This is a genomic window from Pseudomonas sp. R37(2017) (assembly GCF_002113375.1).
Taxonomy (GTDB): domain Bacteria; phylum Pseudomonadota; class Gammaproteobacteria; order Pseudomonadales; family Pseudomonadaceae; genus Aquipseudomonas.
In genome coordinates, this window is sequence record NZ_NEHO01000001.1 from 319725 (window position 1) to 335259 (window position 15535).

The following is a 15535-nucleotide window of genomic DNA, read 5'->3' on the forward strand; positions in this document are numbered from 1 at the left end:
CTGGACGCCTTCGCGAGCAGGCTCGCTCCCACATTGGATTTGTGTTCGACGCCATTCCCTTGTGGGAGCGAGCCTGCTCGCGAATGGCGGCGACTCGATTTTGAGTGTTGGCACAAATCTCGCTAAGCAATCACCACAGGTAACCAACGGCGGTTGCCCCACCTACGACAAAGACGTCGCTCACCTCATTCGCCCCTGGCGAATAGGGTAGCGGCGTCTGTTCGTTTTGGCCCCACAGCACGGGGCCGGTGGTGCGGCCGTAACGGCGCCCCACCTGCAAGCTCATGACTCCTTCCGAGACTCTTCACAGCTGAGGTGCGCGATGAATTCAAGCTTCTGGAAATCCGGCCATACCCCCACATTGTTCGCGGCCTTCCTCTATTTCGACCTGAGCTTCATGGTCTGGTACCTGCTCGGCCCCCTGGCGGTGCAGATCGCCGCCGACCTGCACCTGACGACGCAGCAACGCGGCCTGGTAGTCGCCACGCCGATTCTCGCCGGGGCGGTCTTGCGTTTCGTCATGGGGATGCTGGCTGATCGGCTGTCGCCCAAAACCGCTGGCCTGATCGGTCAGGTCATCGTGATCTGCGCCCTGTTCGGCGCCTGGAAACTCGGTATCCACAGCTACGAGCAAGCATTGCTGCTGGGGCTGTTCCTCGGCATGGCCGGCGCTTCTTTCGCCGTCGCCCTGCCCCTGGCCTCGCAGTGGTATCCGCCGCAGCATCAAGGCAAGGCCATGGGCATCGCCGGCGCAGGGAACTCGGGAACGGTGTTCGCCGCCTTGATCGCCCCGCTGTTGGCGGCGGCGTTTGGCTGGAGCAACGTATTCGGGTTTGCCCTGATTCCGCTGATCGTGGCCCTGATCGTCTTCGCCTGTCTGGCCAAAAACGCTCCCGAACGGCCAAAAGCCAAATCCATGGCTGACTACTTCAAGGCCCTGGGCGATCGTGACAGCTGGTGGTTCATGTTTTTCTACAGCGTGACGTTCGGCGGCTTCATCGGCCTGGCCAGCGCCCTGCCCGGCTACTTCAACGACCAGTACGGCCTGAGCCCGGTCACTGCAGGCTACTACACCGCCGCCTGTGTGTTCGGTGGCAGCCTGATGCGCCCCCTGGGCGGTGCGCTGGCCGACCGTTTCGGCGGCATTCGAACATTGCTGGCGATGTACACCGTCGCGGCGATCTGCATTACCACGGTCGGTTTCAACCTACCTAATTCCTACGCCGCCCTCGTACTTTTCGTCTGCACTATGCTCGGTCTGGGTGCAGGCAATGGTGCGGTATTCCAGTTGGTGCCGCAGCGTTTTCGCCGTGAAATCGGCGTGATGACCGGCCTGATCGGCATGGCCGGCGGCATTGGCGGGTTTGCCCTCGCAGCCGGCATGGGCGCGATCAAACAAAGCACCGGCAGCTATCAACTGGCGCTGTGGTTGTTCGCCAGCCTTGGCGTACTGGCCTGGTTCGGTCTGCACGGTGTGAAACGGCGCTGGAGAACCACCTGGGGTTCGGCCGCCGTGACGGCTGCGCGGGTCTGACGCCTCGATGAGCCTGCAACTGAGTTTCGCCGAAGCCAGCGCCATCGGTCCGCGCGAGGAAAACCAGGATGCCCTGCGCCTGGTCACGCCAGGCCCGGCGCTGGCGGCGAGCAAAGGCTACCTGTTCGCCATCGCCGACGGGGTCAGCCAGTGCGCCGATGGCGGCCTGGCTGCCCGCTCGACGTTGCAGGCCCTGGCGCTGGATTACTACGCCACGCCGGAAACCTGGGGCGTGGCACAGGCACTCGATCGTCTGCTGCTGGCGCAGAACCGCTGGCTGCAGGCCAATGGCGGCGGACAACCGCTGCTGACCACCCTCAGTGCGCTGGTCCTGCGCGGCCGGCGCTTTACCCTGGCCCACGTCGGCGATTGTCGGGTGTATCGCTGGCACGCCGATCGACTGCAGCGAATCAGCGAAGATCACGTCTGGGACCAACCGGGCATGCAGCATGTCCTGAAACGGGCACTGGGCCTCGATCAACATCTGGTGCTGGATTTTCTCGATGGAGAGTTGCGCCCCGATGAATGCTTCGTCCTGCTCAGCGACGGCGTTTGGGCGGTCCTGGGCGATACCGCCATTGCCGCGATCCTGCGTGATCAACCGGACTTGCACAGCGCCGCGCAAACCCTGGTCAATGCCGCGCACCTGGCGGGCAGTCAGGACAACGCCAGCGCCTTGCTGGTACGGGTTGACGCCCTGGGTGAAGCGAGCATTGGCGATGCACTGATTCACTTGCAGCAATGGCCACTACCGCCCGCCCTGAAACCCGGCCAGGCATTCGAAGGCTGGCAGGTCGAAGGGATCGTTGCGCAAAGTCAGCAATCACTGCTGTATCGCGTGCGCGACAGTCAGCAACAACCCTGGTTGCTGAAAACCCTGCCGGGGCGCCTGCACGACGACCACCAGGCCGGGCAAGCGTTACTGTCGGAAGAATGGTTTCTCAAACGCGTGGCCGGTCGGCATTTCCCTGAAGTCCATGCCGCCAGTCAGCGTCAGCATTTGTACTACGTGATGCGCGAATATCCGGGCACTACCCTGGCGCAACAGCATGAACAAGGCGGCCCCTTGCCGCTGCCCCAGTGGCAAGACATCGCCGAGCGCTTGCTGCGGGCGGTCGGCCTGTTGCATCGCCGGCAGATTCTGCATCGCGACATCAAACCGGAAAACCTGTTGCTGGGGGACGATGGCGAGTTGCGCCTGCTGGACTTCGGCCTCGCCTACTGCCCCGGCCTCTCGCAAGACCTGCCCTGGGCACTGCCGGGTACACCCAGCTACATCGCACCCGAAGCCTTTCGTGGCGACATGCCGACACCACGGCAGGACTTGTACGCCGTCGGTGTAACCCTGTATTTCCTCCTCACCGGGCACTATCCCTATGGCGAAATCGAAGCGTTCCAGCGCCCCAGGTTTGGTCTACCGGTCAACGCCAGCCGCTACCGGCCCGACCTGCCGGACTGGATCGCCCACAGCCTGGAGCGCGCGGTGGCGGCAGCCCCCGAACAACGCTTCGAAACGGCTGAAGAATGGCTGCTACTGATCGAACAGGGCGAACGGCGCAGTTTGAGTGTACGCCCCAAGCCGTTGCTGGAACGCGAGCCGCTGAAAGTCTGGCGGACCCTGGCGCTGGTATCGCTGCTGCTCAACCTTGTGTTGCTGGTGGTTGCGCTCCATTAGCGGGCAACGCGCTTTGAATCGGTGCATTCCCTCAGGACTCTGCCCTTGCTGACAGGGTAAAAACCAACAAACAAGGGGGTTTGTGCGACTTGGCACAACCGCTGCATTACCTCTTGCAACAGACATAAAGCGCGGGCTTCAACGTCGAAGGTCGCACTTCCCGAAAAACGGGACCAGGACAAAGGTGTCCTCGCCAGGCAACTGGCGGGACGCCTTTTTTTGTTTGCGCAAAATTCGTCGAGCATGGCCTGAACCCTGATGAGGCAGACCTGAGCTCCCAGGAGAACCTGATGAAAAAACTAAAACTGGTGATGATCGGCAACGGCATGGCCGGGGTCCGGACCCTGGAAGAACTGCTCAAACTGAGCACGGAGCTGTACGACATTACGGTCTTCGGTGCCGAACCCCACACCAACTACAACCGCATCCTGTTGTCGCCGGTGCTGGCGGGCGAACAGACCTTCGAAGAGATCGTGCTCAACGACCTGGACTGGTACCAGGAAAACAACATCAAGCTGCTGCTCAACCGCAAGGTGGTGGAGATCGACCGGGTCAAGCGCCGGGTCATTGCCGAAGACGGCAGCGAAGCCGAATACGATCGCCTGCTCATCGCCACCGGCTCGACGCCTTTCATCCTGCCCATTCCCGGCAACACCCTTGATGGCGTGATCGGCTACCGCGACATCGCCGACACCCAGGCCATGATCGACACCGCGAAAACCCATCGGCACGCCGTAGTGATCGGTGGCGGCCTGCTCGGTCTGGAGGCCGCCAACGGCCTGATGCTGCGGGGCATGCACGTGACCGTGGTGCATATCGGCGAGTGGTTGCTGGAACGGCAATTGGACAAGACCAGCGGCCAGCTACTGCAAAGCGCGCTGGAATCTCGCGGCCTGCACTTTCGTCTGTGCGAGCAGACCCAGGCCTTGCACGACGCGGGCAACGGCCGGGTCGGTTCGGTGCAATTCAAAAACGGCGACATCATCCCCGCCGACCTGGTAGTGATGGCCGCCGGCATTCGCCCCAATACCGAACTGGCGGAAAAATCCGGCATTCCATGCAGCCGCGGGATTCTGGTCAACGACACCATGCAGACCTACGACCCTCGGATCTATGCCATCGGCGAGTGCGCCAGCCACCGGGGCATCGCCTATGGTTTGGTAGCGCCGCTGTTCGAACAGGCCAAAGTCTGCGCCAACCATCTCGCCCAACTGGGTTTTGCCACCTACAAGGGCTCGGTGACTTCGACCAAGCTGAAGGTCACCGGCATCGACCTGTTTTCCGCCGGCGACTTCATGGGCGGCGAAGGCACCGAGACCATCACCCTCTCCGACCCGATTGGCGGGGTCTACAAGAAGCTGGTGATCAAGGACGACGTGCTGGTCGGCGCCTGTCTGTACGGCGATACGGCAGATGGCGGCTGGTATTTCCGGCAGATCCGTGAGAATCACGCCATCGGCGAGATCCGCGATCACTTGATGTTCGGCGAAGGCGCCCTCGGAGATGTAGGACACCAAGGCCAGGACAAGGCCATGAGCATGGCCGATACGGCCGAAGTCTGCGGCTGCAATGGCGTGTGCAAGGGCACTATCGTCAAGGCCATTCAGGAGCACGGGCTGTTCAGTGTCGATGAAGTGAAGAAACACACCAAGGCCGCCAGCTCCTGCGGTTCCTGCTCCGGCCTCGTCGAACAGATCCTGATCAACACGGTGGGCGGCGCGGCAGACGTCAAACCGAAAAGCGAAAAAGCCATCTGCGGTTGCAGCGACCTCAATCACGGGCAAATCCGCCAGGCCATCCGCGAGCAACACCTGCTGACCATCGCCGGCACCATGGGCTATCTGAACTGGCGCACCCCCAACGGCTGCGCCACCTGCCGGCCGGCGCTCAATTACTACCTGATTTCCACCTGGCCAGGGGAAGCCCGGGATGATCCGCAATCGCGCCTGATCAACGAAAGGGCTCACGCCAACATTCAGAAAGACGGCACCTACTCGGTAGTCCCGCGGATGTGGGGCGGCGTGACCAATCCGTCGGAACTGCGGCGCATTGCCGACGTTGCCGACAAGTACAACGTGCCGATGGTCAAGGTCACCGGTGGCCAGCGCATCGACTTGCTGGGCATCCGCAAACAAGACCTGCCGGGGGTATGGAAAGACCTGGACATGCCGTCCGGCCACGCCTACGGCAAATCCATCCGCACGGTGAAAACCTGCGTCGGCAGCGAGTTCTGCCGCTTCGGCACACAGAACTCCACACAGTTGGGCATAGAACTGGAACACGACCTGTTCAACATGTGGTCACCGCACAAGGTGAAACTGGCTGTCTCCGGTTGCCCGCGCAACTGCTCCGAAGCCGGCATCAAGGATGTGGGAATCATCGGCGTGGACTCCGGCTGGGAGATGTACATCGGTGGCAACGGCGGGATCAAGACCGAAGTCGCGGAGTTCTTCGTCAAACTGAAAACCGCCGAAGAAGTCCGCGAATACAACGGCGCATTCCTGCAGCTCTATCGCGAAGAAGCCTTTTATCTGGAACGCACCGTGCACTACCTGCAGCGGGTCGGCATGGAACACATCAAGAAAGCCGTGCTCGAGGACCCGCAGCGTCGCAAGGCACTCAACGACCGCCTGCAATTTTCCCTGTCGTTCGAACAGGACCCGTGGAAGGAACGCCTGGAACAGCCCCAGCTGAAAAAAGAATTCGACGTCATCCCCGTGAAAAACCTGGAGGTGCTGGCATGAACTGGCTGGATATCTGTGCACTGGAAGAGATCAACGCCCTGGGCTCGCGGATCATCGCCGGCCCTAAAGGAGACATCGCGATTTTTCGTACCAGCGACGACGAAGTGTTCGCCCTCGACGACCGCTGCCCGCACAAGGGCGGCCCGTTGTCCCAGGGTCTGGTCTACGGCAAGCGGGTGGCCTGCCCATTGCACAACTGGCAAATCGACCTGCAAAGCGGCGAAGCCCTGGCCCCGGACATCGGCTGTGCCCATCACCATCTCGCGCGGGTGGAAAACGGCCGGGTGATGCTGGCCCTGCGGGATGCAGGCTGATGAACCGCCAGATCACTGCGTCCACCTGCTGTTACTGCGGGGTCGGTTGCGGAGTGCTGATCGAGCACGACGGTTCACGCATCTTCGGCGTCAGCGGCGATCCGACCCACCCGGCCAATTTCGGCAAACTGTGCAGCAAGGGTTCGACCCTGCACCTGACCGGCGACGTGACGGCGCGGGCGTTGTACCCCGAACTGCGCCTCGGCAAAGACCTGGCCCGCACCCGCACCGACTGGGATACCGCCCTCGATCACGCTGCCAGCGTGTTTGCCGCGACCATTGCCGAACATGGCCCGGACAGCGTGGCGTTCTACATTTCCGGGCAACTGTTGACCGAGGACTACTACGCCTTCAACAAGCTGGCGCGTGCCCTGGTGGGCACCAATAACATCGACAGCAATTCTCGCCTGTGCATGTCCTCGGCGGTGGTGGGCTACAAACGCAGCCTGGGTGCCGACGCGCCGCCCTGCAGCTACGAAGACCTGGAATCGAGCGATTGCGTGATGATCGTCGGCAGCAACATGGCCTACGCCCACCCGGTACTGTTTCGGCGGCTGGAAGAAGCCAAATCCCGTCGCCCACAGATGAAAGTCATCGTCATTGACCCGCGTCGTACAGACACCTGCGATCTGGCTGACCTGCACCTGGCGATTTTGCCGGGCACCGATGTCGCCTTGTTCCATGGGATTTTGCATCTGCTGCTTTGGGAAGGCTGGGTTGATCGTGACTTCATCCGGGACCACACCGACGGCCTGGCCGAACTGAAAGGCCTGGTGCATGACTACACGCCGCAAATGGTTTCGCAACTCTGCGGAATCAGCATCGAGCAATTGCGGCAATGTGCCGAGTGGGTTGGCACTTCACCCAGCTTTCTGTCGCTGTGGTGCATGGGCTTGAACCAGTCCACCGCCGGCAGCGCGAAAAACAGTGCACTGATCAATCTGCACCTGGCCACCGGACAGATCGGTCGTCCCGGCTCCGGACCTTTCTCCCTCACCGGTCAGCCAAATGCCATGGGCGGGCGGGAAACCGGCAGTCTGTCCAACCTGCTGCCCGGCCATCGCGACGCCGCCAATGCGCAACACCGTGCAGAAGTAGCGTCCTACTGGGGCGTCGAGCAACTGCCGGAAAATCCCGGGCTCTCGGCAATCGAGTTGTTCGAGCAAGTGCGCAGCGGCAAGATCAAGGCATTGTGGATCGCCTGCACCAACCCCGCGCAATCCATGCCGGACCAGACAACCGTGCGCGCCGCTTTGCAGGCCTGCCGGTTCGTGGTGCTGCAGGAAGCCTTTCACACCACTGAAACCGCGAAGTTCGCCGACCTTCTGCTGCCCGCCGCCAGTTGGGGAGAAAAGGAAGGCTGCGTGACCAATTCCGAACGGCGCATTTCCCACGTACGTCAGGCAATCGTCGCACCGGGTGAGGCGCGGCCGGATTGGGCAATCACCGTGGATTTCGCACAACGCCTGGAAAAACATCTGCGTCCCGGCCAAACCAGCCTGTTTGAATTCGATCATCCCGCTCAGGTCTTTGACGAATACAAACACCTGACTCAGGGTCGCGACCTGGATCTGTCCGGTATCAGCCATGCATTGATCGATCGCCTCGGTCCGCAGCAGTGGCCCTTCCCTTCCGATGCCGTAGAGGGCACTGCACGCCTTTACGTCGACGGGGTGTTTGCCACCGCCAATGGGCGCGCGCAGTTCGTCGCCGATCCCTATCGCGCCGCCAAAGAGCAACGCGATGCACGCTTCCCGCTGACCCTGATCACGGGACGTCTGCGCGATCAATGGCACGGCATGAGCCGCACCGGCACCGCCGCACAACTGTTCGGCCATGTCAGCGAAGCGCAGGTGAGCCTGCATCCGGACGAACTGCGTCGCCATCGCCTGCAGCCAGGAGATCTGGTCAGCCTGAAAAGCCGACGCGGCGCAGTCGTCGTCGCAGTTGCCAGCGATGACAGCGTGCGCCCGGGCCAGGCCTTTTTGCCGATGCATTGGGGCGACCGCTTTCTCAAGGGCGGGGTGAACAGCCTCACATTGTCCGCATTCGATCCTTTGTCGAAACAGCCCGAACTCAAACACAGCGGCGTTCGCCTGGATCCGGTGGATTTGCCCTGGAAACTGTTCGCACTCATCGAGGGCGATGTTCAACGGCATTTTGAGACTCTACGACCGCTTTGTGAGGCGTTTTCCTACGTCAGCCTCAGCCTGGTTGGCCGTGAGCGCCCTGCCCTGCTTGTACGGGCAGCCAATACTTCAGCGCCTTCGACGCAGTTGCTCAGCGAAATCGATAAATGCCTGGAGCTCAATGACGGCCCGGTGCTGGCTTACGACGACCCTCGACGGGCTATTGGCAAGCGTGTGCGGATCGAAAATGGCCGGATCACGGCCATTCGACTGGCCGGTGAAACCCTTGCCCAACACTGGTTGCAGGGGTTGTGGCTCGAAGGCCGCGCCGACCAGCAACTGCGGCGCTGGCTGCTAGCGCCGCTGAGCGCACCACCGGGTAACCTCGACGCGCCCGTCAACACGAACAAGATCCTGTGCAATTGCAAGAACGTCGACCAGAACGCGATCTGCGCCGGCATCAGCCGTGGCCTGGACTTGCAGGGACTCAAGCAAGAACTGGGATGCGGCACGCAATGTGGGTCCTGCGTTCCGGAAATCAAACGCCTGCTGACCGCCAAGGCGCGGCCAGTCACCGTCTTCTCGTGAGGAAAACACTATGAGTGCAAAAGTCTGGCTGGTCGGTGCGGGCCCGGGTGATCCGGAGTTGCTCACGCTGAAAGCGGTACGCGCCTTGCGCGAGGCCGATGTGGTGCTGATCGATGACCTGGTCAATGTAGCGGTGCTCGAGCATTGCCCCCGGGCGCGTGTCATACCGGTGGGCAAGCGCGGTGGCTGCCGTTCCACCCCACAAGCGTTCATCCACCGCCTGATGCTTCGTTATGCCCGGCAGGGTAAATGTGTGGCGCGGCTCAAGGGTGGCGATCCGTGCATTTTTGGCCGTGGAGGCGAAGAGGCGCAGTGGTTGCGTGAGCGTGGGGTCGAAGCCGAGTTGGTCAACGGCATCACTGCCGGATTGGCGGGGGCAACACAATGCGATATCCCGCTGACCTTGCGCGGTGTGGCCCGCGGCGTGACGCTGGTCACCGCCCATACCCAGGACGACAGCCAGCTGAACTGGCAGGCGCTGGCCCAAGGCGGAACGACGCTGGTGATTTACATGGGCGTGGCCAAGCTCAGTGAAATCCGTGAACAACTATTGGCTGGCGGCATGGCAGCAGACACACCCGTAGCCATGATTGAAAACGCGTCCTTGCCCCAGCAGCGGGAATGTCTGAGTACGCTCACCGCGATGGATGAAACGGCCTTCAGATTCCAGCTGAAAAGCCCTGCCATACTGGTGATCGGTGCAGTGGCGGCCTGTGCAACTCAATCCCTGTGGGAAAGTGAATTGCCTGTGCTGGTGGCAGATCAGTCAGCGTGATATCGGCTGTTTTACCAAATCGCAGACAAAGAAAAGCCCGGCCTGAGCCGGGCTTTTCAGAGCTGTGAGCTAATTACTTAGCTTGAGCTTCAACCTGCGCTTCTACGCGACGGTTAACAGCGCGACCAGCTTCAGTTTTGTTGTCAGCAACTGGGCGGGATTCGCCGTAGCCAACAGACTGAACGCGGGACGATTCAACACCGTACTGGTTGGTCAGAACTTGCTTAACGGCGTTTGCACGACGCTCGGACAGTTTCTGGTTGTAAGCGTCAGGACCGACGTTGTCAGTGTGACCTTCAACAGTAGTGGTGGTGGATGGGTACTGCTTCATGAAGTCAGCCAGGTTTTTGATGTCAGCGTAGCTGTTAGGCTTGACATCCGCCTTGTTGAAGTCGAACTTCACGTCCAGCTCAACACGTACGACTTCAGCAACAGCCGGGCAGCCATCAGCGTCAACAGTTACGTTGGCCGGGGTGTCAGGGCACTTGTCAACGTTGTCGCAAACGCCGTCGTTGTCGCTGTCGGAGCAGACTTCTGGAGCTGGAACCGGAGCAGCAGGCTTGTTGCCGCCACCGAAGTTAACACCCAGACCTACGGACGGGATGTAGTCCCAACGGCCGTTGTCCAGCTTGTAGTCAGCTTCTACGCCAGCACGAGCGTAAACGTTTTCCAGGAAGTAGTACTTCAGGCCAGCGCCAGCAGTCAGGAAAGTCGACTGGTCACGACCAGTGTGGCCGTCAGCGGCTACGTTGGTCATGCTGCCGTGCTTGACACCACCTTGAACGTAAGGACGCAGAGCGTCGCCAGCGTTGTTGAAGTGGTACTGAGCGTTCAGACCGAACTGGTCGCCTTCGATTTTCTGATGGCCAGTACCGTTGTTCGAACGGGTGTGGTCGTCATTGTTGTAGGTCAAGTTCAACGATACATCGTCGGTCAAGAAGTAACCGATGGAGGCGCCAGGAGTGTAGCCGTCTTCAACGTTGTTAACGCTGTCGTTGTACTTCTTCCCGTAGTTGAGCTCGCCTTCAACTGCGCCTTGGCCTTGTGCCAGTGCGCCGAACGAAGTAGCGGCAATAAGAGTACCAATGGCCAAGCCCAAGGTGTTTTTCAGTTTCATCCGTTAAATCCCCATCTGGTGATTGTGAAGCAGTCCCGCAAACCGGGGGACAACTCGGCGGCAAGTCTAACAGAACTTGCCTGCACGTAAGAGATATTTGCGCTGAACTAAGTTTCAGCAATGCCTGCAAATTTCTCACGCAATTTATCTAGAGCGCGTTTGTACCGCATTTTTGTTGCACTCAAACCCATGTGCATGATGTCTGCGATCTCCTGAAACTCCAGCTCTGCGACAAAACGTAGCACCAGAATTTCCCGGTCGATCGGGTTCACATACACCAGCCAGCGATCAAGCCCGCCCTTTTCCTCAGGTTTCGGCGTCTTTTCTTCGGACGCTTCCTCGAGGGGGTCAAGGCTCAAGGCGTCCATCAAGCGACGCTTTCGCCGTTCCTTCCGATACTGTGTGATGCACTCGTTGTACGTGATGCTATACAGCCATGTCTTGAACTTCGACTTACCCTCGAAGTTCTTCAGGCCATACAGCACCTTCAACATGACCTCCTGACAGACATCGTCTGCATCGCGATCGTTCCCGAGATACCGTGCACACACGTTAAATAATGTTCGCTGGTAACGCCGCATCAGTTCTTCATAGGCGCGCGTTACGTGAAACAGCTCGGTATGCGAGCGCGCGACCAACTCCTCATCAGAGAGCTCGCGGGGGTCGTAGCGCATGGATAGCGATTGGGCTTTATTCAAAACAAGTCGGGCCGACAGTCAGGTCAATGTCCGCCGCAGCCGGCGTCAGCAGGCATTTTGCGGCGGCATAGATTAGCAGGGTTTGCCGGGTTAGCGGCTACTCACATGCTGCTCAAGGAGAATCCGATTGGAGAGAGAGACTAGCTCACCTTCATCGGTCAGCAATGTGGTTTTAACCGTGCCGATCTCTTCGATCTGGCCTTCGACCTCACCAACACGCACTTGTTGCCCAACCTGGTACAGCTCACGCACGTAGATTCCCGCAAGAATCTGGCCGGCGATTTCCCGGCTTCCCAACCCCATGGCCAGCGCTACCGCCAGACCAACGGTTATCAACACGATCACGATCACATGGTTGAGCAGGTCAGTCTTGACCTCCAACTGACTGATCGCCACCGAAATACTGATGATGATTACCAGGCCCTGGGCAATTCGCCCAAGCCCTGAAGCATAGTCCAGACCTACGCCTTCCGCCGCGCCGCGCACCAGCCCGTTGGCCAGTTGCGCCAGCAAGACACCGACCAGCAACACCAGCGCGGCGCCAAACACCTTCGGCAAATACAGCGCAAGCATGTCCAGCGTAGCTGAAACTCGCTCAAGTCCAAGGGACTCTGCTGCAGAAACCAGGAAAATAAGCAGAACGAACCAATAGACGATCTTGCCGATCAAGGTCGAAATGGGAACTTGCAGTCCGGCACGGGACATCAGCTTGGTCAGGCCGGTGCCGCCCATCAAGCGGTCAAGGCCCAATTTGGCGAGTAACTTGGAGAGCAAGGTGTCCAGCAGTTTGGCCACGACAAAACCCAACAGCAACACAACCAGTGCGCCGAACAGGTTCGGAATGAAGTTCGCAACCTTGGTCCACAACGCAGTCATTGCAGTGACGAGGCTCTGAGTCCAGAGATCAAGTTCCATATTCAATCAGCCTTATCAGCAGTGCGGGCAGCAGGTTTACGAAGACGGGATACCGGCGCGACATGGGCCGATCCGTTATTAAGGGCAATCATCAGTGCGGGCAACCAACGCCCCAGCAGGCTGAACAAATCACCTGCGCCGACCTGGCGGTTGGCGGTTTTCAGCACACGCCCCAGGCACGCATCGTCGTCCCGGGTGGACGGTGAGGCATTGAGCATGTCGCGTAAAGACTGTTCAAACGGATCGTGCATACGCACCTCTCGTGATGTCTGTGGGAGACGCGGTCAGATTTGGTCGGGTCACATGGTTGCCCTCAGACCCAGCGCAAACGTCGGAACAACCACCACTGCCCCAGCGCCACCGAGACCATCATCAGGCAGGCGATGAGAAAGCCATAAGGGCTGGCAGAGAACGGAATTCCACCGACGTTGATTCCCAAAAGCCCAGTCAGAAAACTCATCGGCAAAAAGATCCCGGTGATGATGCCGAAGCGATACATCGTGCGATTCATGCGCACGCTCAAGCGACGGTCTTCAGCTTCCAGGACCAGCCCCACCCGCTCCCGGGTCAATTCCAGCTCTTCGAGATAACGGGTCAGGCTGTTGTTCAATTCGTTCCAGTAATCACCATCGTCCTCGACGAACCAGGGCAACTTGATGCGCGTCAACTGCCCGAAAATATCCCGCTGCGGAGCAAGAAAGCGCTTCAACGCCGCCGCCCGGCGACGAATCTGCAAAACCGATCCGTGCTCGGGAGTGTACCGTTCGTCGGCATCCAGCTTTTCTTCTTCCTCATCGACCACTTCCGAGAGACAACCGACCAGATCCTGCACCTTGTTGGTGAGGTACTGCGCCATGCACAGGATGAGTTCGGAGGCAGTTTTCGGCCCCTTGCCTTCGGACAGTTGCACCAGCAGCTCTTCAGTGGCGCGCAACGGACGCAAACGCAAGGAAATGACACGCTGTGCGGAACCGAAGATTCGCACCGACACCATGTCTTCCGGTTCGGCACCGGGGTTCAGATTGACCCCGCGCAGAAACAGCAGCAGTTCGCTGTCTGAAAGTTGTAAAAGTCGCGGACGGGTGTTTTCTTCGAGCAAGAGGTCACAGCTGAATTCGCTCAGACCGCTGGATTTGCGCAGCCAGGTCTGGGTTTGCGGATGACTGCGATCCCAGTGCAACCACAGGCTTTCATGGGCCTGCAGTTGCAAGTCGTCAAGTTCAGTCCGGGCAATCGAACGCGCACCGCCTCTACCGTCAAGCACCAGGGCATGCACCAGCCCCCATTGCGCGTTTTCTTCCTCGAACATCCGCACTCCTTTGGTCGGCCAGCGCTTTATTCAGGCATTTTCAGCGGACTTGGCGAAATGATCACGCCGTTGTTGTCCGCATAGATGTAATGGCCCGGATGAAAGGTCACGCCCGCGAAGGTCACGGCAACGTTGAGATCGCCGATGCCGCGCTTGTCGGTTTTCATCGGGTGGCTGGCCAGCGCCTGAACCCCCAGGTCGGTTTGCGCGATGACGTCGACGTCACGGATGCAACCGTAGATCACCAGGCCTTCCCAGCCATTGCTGGATGCTTTTTCGGCGAGCATGTCACCCAGCAGCGCGCGACGCAGGGAGCCACCGCCATCAACCACCAGAACCTTGCCATTGCCCTTGAGTTCGACTTGTTCCTTGACCAGCGAGTTGTCTTCGAAGCACTTGATGGTCACGATTTCGCCACCGAAGGAATCACGGCCGCCGAAATTGCTGAACATCGGTTCCAGCACCTGCACCAGTTCCGGATAGGCGTCGCACAGGTCAGGCGTGAGGTAATGGATCATCGAGAAACTCCTGTAAAGAGGAAGACAGCACGAACATCTGTGATGACTCGGTCACGCAAAGTGACCGGAACAGCTCAATGCGTCATATCTTAGCCGCAAGCTGATCAGAGCGAAATGCCCTTGTTAGAGCACCCGACTCAAACCGCCGCGGCCAAATCCCGTTGATCGCCCAACAGTGGTGCCTGTTGATCCGCCAGCCAACGGGCCACCAGCGGCCAGACTTCGGCCTGGGCAGGTTTGCTGACGAGCATTTCAACGTGACCGAAATTGGTGGTGAACCCTTCATCCCGACCCAGGCTGATAAACTGCTTGTGCTCGGAACCGAACTGTTCGAACAGTTTGCGGCACGCCCACGCAGGATCCTGATGATCACCCGCCGCGCTCACCGCGAGCACCGGCAACTTGACCTCGGCCAGACCGGCCCACCAGTTTTTATCGGTGTCGCCAAAGCGTCCGAACAGGCCGAACCAGCGCATGCTTTCCAGGGCCAGGCCGATCGGCTCGTCCTCCGGTCCGCGCTTGAGCCTTGAACCAGATAACTGGGCGAAGCGCTTGAGAATGAAACGACCGCCCCACTCCACCGGCGGAATCTTCAATGGCCAGTAGGTTCGACTGACCTGGGTGCCAAAAAACGCCGCCGAGGCCACCACCGGTTCACCGATGTACTCGCCGCCCAGCGCCGCCGCCAGTGTGGTGCCGCCCAGAGAATGACCGATCCAGTGCGGAACCTGCCCGCTCTGTTCGCGCACGAACGCGCCAATGGCCGGCAGGTCGTAGCGGGCATAGTCGGCGACACGGTTCTTGCGGTAGTCGTGGTTACGCTGGGACAAGCCATGACCGCGCATTTCCGGAATCCAGACGTCGAATCCCAGGCGCGCCAGATAAGCGCCCAGCCCCTGGCCCTTGGGAGAAAACCAGAACCGCCGATTGGAAAAGCTGCCATGCAGCAGAATCACCGGCACGCCTCGGGAAGACGGCTCATCGGCCATGCCGAGACGTGTCACAGCCAATTCGACAGTGAAGTCGGGGCTGTTGCCGGGTTTCAAACGATACACATCTTCGCTCAGATCACCGCGACGTTCGGCGCAGATCAGGGCGACAGGAAATAGGTTGCTGCTGCTTTGCATAATCTCTTGCGCAAAAAAGGGCGGCATCCGAATGGAGCCCGCCCTGATTGGATCTTGATGACTGTAGGAGCGAGCATGCTCGCGATGGAACC

13 protein-coding genes are annotated in these 15535 nt (G+C 59.9%); 6 read left to right on the plus strand and 7 right to left on the minus strand.

All coding sequences use genetic code 11. The features are described 5' to 3' along the window. Positions 1–322 precede the first annotated feature (322 nt). The 6 genes from CAG47_RS01490 to cobA all read left to right on the plus strand — a co-directional run bounded on the left by CAG47_RS01490 (position 323) and on the right by cobA (position 9759). Positions 323–1534 (plus strand): NarK/NasA family nitrate transporter, encoded by a 1212-nt coding sequence (locus CAG47_RS01490; protein ID WP_085723152.1) that lies wholly within the window; start codon positions 323–325, stop codon positions 1532–1534. 7 nt (positions 1535–1541) lie between these two features. Then, positions 1542–3209 carry a bifunctional protein-serine/threonine kinase/phosphatase gene (locus tag CAG47_RS01495; RefSeq protein ID WP_085723153.1) on the plus strand — a complete coding sequence of 556 codons (1668 nt, stop codon included), beginning with the start codon at positions 1542–1544 and terminating at the stop codon, positions 3207–3209. Positions 3210–3499: 290 nt separating this feature from the next. Then, entirely contained in the window at positions 3500–5953 is a 2454-nt protein-coding gene (nirB, locus tag CAG47_RS01500; RefSeq protein ID WP_085723154.1) for a nitrite reductase large subunit NirB, read from the plus strand. Continuing rightward, a complete protein-coding gene (nirD, locus tag CAG47_RS01505) occupies positions 5950–6267 on the plus strand; it encodes a nitrite reductase small subunit NirD (protein WP_085723155.1) in 318 nt (105 codons plus the stop codon). Before nirB ends, nirD begins: the two co-directional genes overlap by 4 nt. Then, positions 6267–8984: a nitrate reductase gene (locus tag CAG47_RS01510; protein ID WP_085723156.1), complete on the plus strand. Its 2718-nt coding sequence runs from the start codon at positions 6267–6269 to the stop codon at positions 8982–8984. Before nirD ends, CAG47_RS01510 begins: the two co-directional genes overlap by 1 nt. A 10-nt stretch (positions 8985–8994) precedes the next feature. After that, complete coding sequence (gene cobA / locus CAG47_RS01515; protein ID WP_085723157.1) at positions 8995–9759, plus strand: uroporphyrinogen-III C-methyltransferase; 765 nt, start codon at positions 8995–8997, stop codon at positions 9757–9759. 73 nt (positions 9760–9832) lie between these two features. On the opposite strand, the gene CAG47_RS01520 is transcribed toward cobA, so the two are convergent. From CAG47_RS01520 to CAG47_RS01550, 7 genes are all read right to left on the minus strand, one after another. Next, the gene (locus CAG47_RS01520; RefSeq protein WP_085723158.1) at positions 9833–10876 is read right to left on the minus strand and encodes an OmpA family protein; all 1044 of its coding nucleotides are present in this window, start codon (positions 10874–10876) and stop codon (positions 9833–9835) included. A gap of 107 nt (positions 10877–10983) precedes the next feature. Then, positions 10984–11574 carry an RNA polymerase sigma factor SigX gene (gene sigX / locus CAG47_RS01525; RefSeq protein WP_015096065.1) on the minus strand — a complete coding sequence of 197 codons (591 nt, stop codon included), beginning with the start codon at positions 11572–11574 and terminating at the stop codon, positions 10984–10986. 90 nt (positions 11575–11664) lie between these two features. Further along, entirely contained in the window at positions 11665–12489 is an 825-nt protein-coding gene (locus CAG47_RS01530) for a mechanosensitive ion channel domain-containing protein (RefSeq protein WP_007916401.1), read from the minus strand. A gap of 2 nt (positions 12490–12491) precedes the next feature. After that, positions 12492–12740, minus strand: coding sequence for a hypothetical protein (locus CAG47_RS01535; protein WP_008048593.1), 249 nt, complete (start codon positions 12738–12740; stop codon positions 12492–12494). 62 nt (positions 12741–12802) lie between these two features. Then, positions 12803–13798 (minus strand): zinc transporter ZntB, encoded by a 996-nt coding sequence (locus CAG47_RS01540; RefSeq protein WP_085723159.1) that lies wholly within the window; start codon positions 13796–13798, stop codon positions 12803–12805. Between the two features lie 26 nt (positions 13799–13824). Beyond that, positions 13825–14313: a ribonuclease E activity regulator RraA gene (rraA, locus tag CAG47_RS01545; RefSeq protein ID WP_173900792.1), complete on the minus strand. Its 489-nt coding sequence runs from the start codon at positions 14311–14313 to the stop codon at positions 13825–13827. A gap of 140 nt (positions 14314–14453) precedes the next feature. Then, positions 14454–15443 (minus strand): alpha/beta fold hydrolase, encoded by a 990-nt coding sequence (locus CAG47_RS01550; RefSeq protein ID WP_085723160.1) that lies wholly within the window; start codon positions 15441–15443, stop codon positions 14454–14456. Between the last annotated feature and the right edge of the window lie 92 nt (positions 15444–15535).

Coding starts and splice junctions, on each gene's coding strand:
- CAG47_RS01490 (WP_085723152.1), top strand. CDS start 323: ATGAATTCAAGCTTCTGGAAATCCGGCCATACCCCCACATTGTTCGCG.
- CAG47_RS01495 (WP_085723153.1), top strand. CDS start 1,542: ATGAGCCTGCAACTGAGTTTCGCCGAAGCCAGCGCCATCGGTCCGCGC.
- nirB (WP_085723154.1), top strand. CDS start 3,500: ATGAAAAAACTAAAACTGGTGATGATCGGCAACGGCATGGCCGGGGTC.
- nirD (WP_085723155.1), top strand. CDS start 5,950: ATGAACTGGCTGGATATCTGTGCACTGGAAGAGATCAACGCCCTGGGC.
- CAG47_RS01510 (WP_085723156.1), top strand. CDS start 6,267: ATGAACCGCCAGATCACTGCGTCCACCTGCTGTTACTGCGGGGTCGGT.
- cobA (WP_085723157.1), top strand. CDS start 8,995: ATGAGTGCAAAAGTCTGGCTGGTCGGTGCGGGCCCGGGTGATCCGGAG.
- CAG47_RS01520 (WP_085723158.1), bottom strand. CDS start 10,876: ATGAAACTGAAAAACACCTTGGGCTTGGCCATTGGTACTCTTATTGCC.
- CAG47_RS01530 (WP_007916401.1), bottom strand. CDS start 12,489: ATGGAACTTGATCTCTGGACTCAGAGCCTCGTCACTGCAATGACTGCG.
- CAG47_RS01535 (WP_008048593.1), bottom strand. CDS start 12,740: ATGCACGATCCGTTTGAACAGTCTTTACGCGACATGCTCAATGCCTCA.
- CAG47_RS01540 (WP_085723159.1), bottom strand. CDS start 13,798: ATGTTCGAGGAAGAAAACGCGCAATGGGGGCTGGTGCATGCCCTGGTG.
- CAG47_RS01550 (WP_085723160.1), bottom strand. CDS start 15,443: ATGCAAAGCAGCAGCAACCTATTTCCTGTCGCCCTGATCTGCGCCGAA.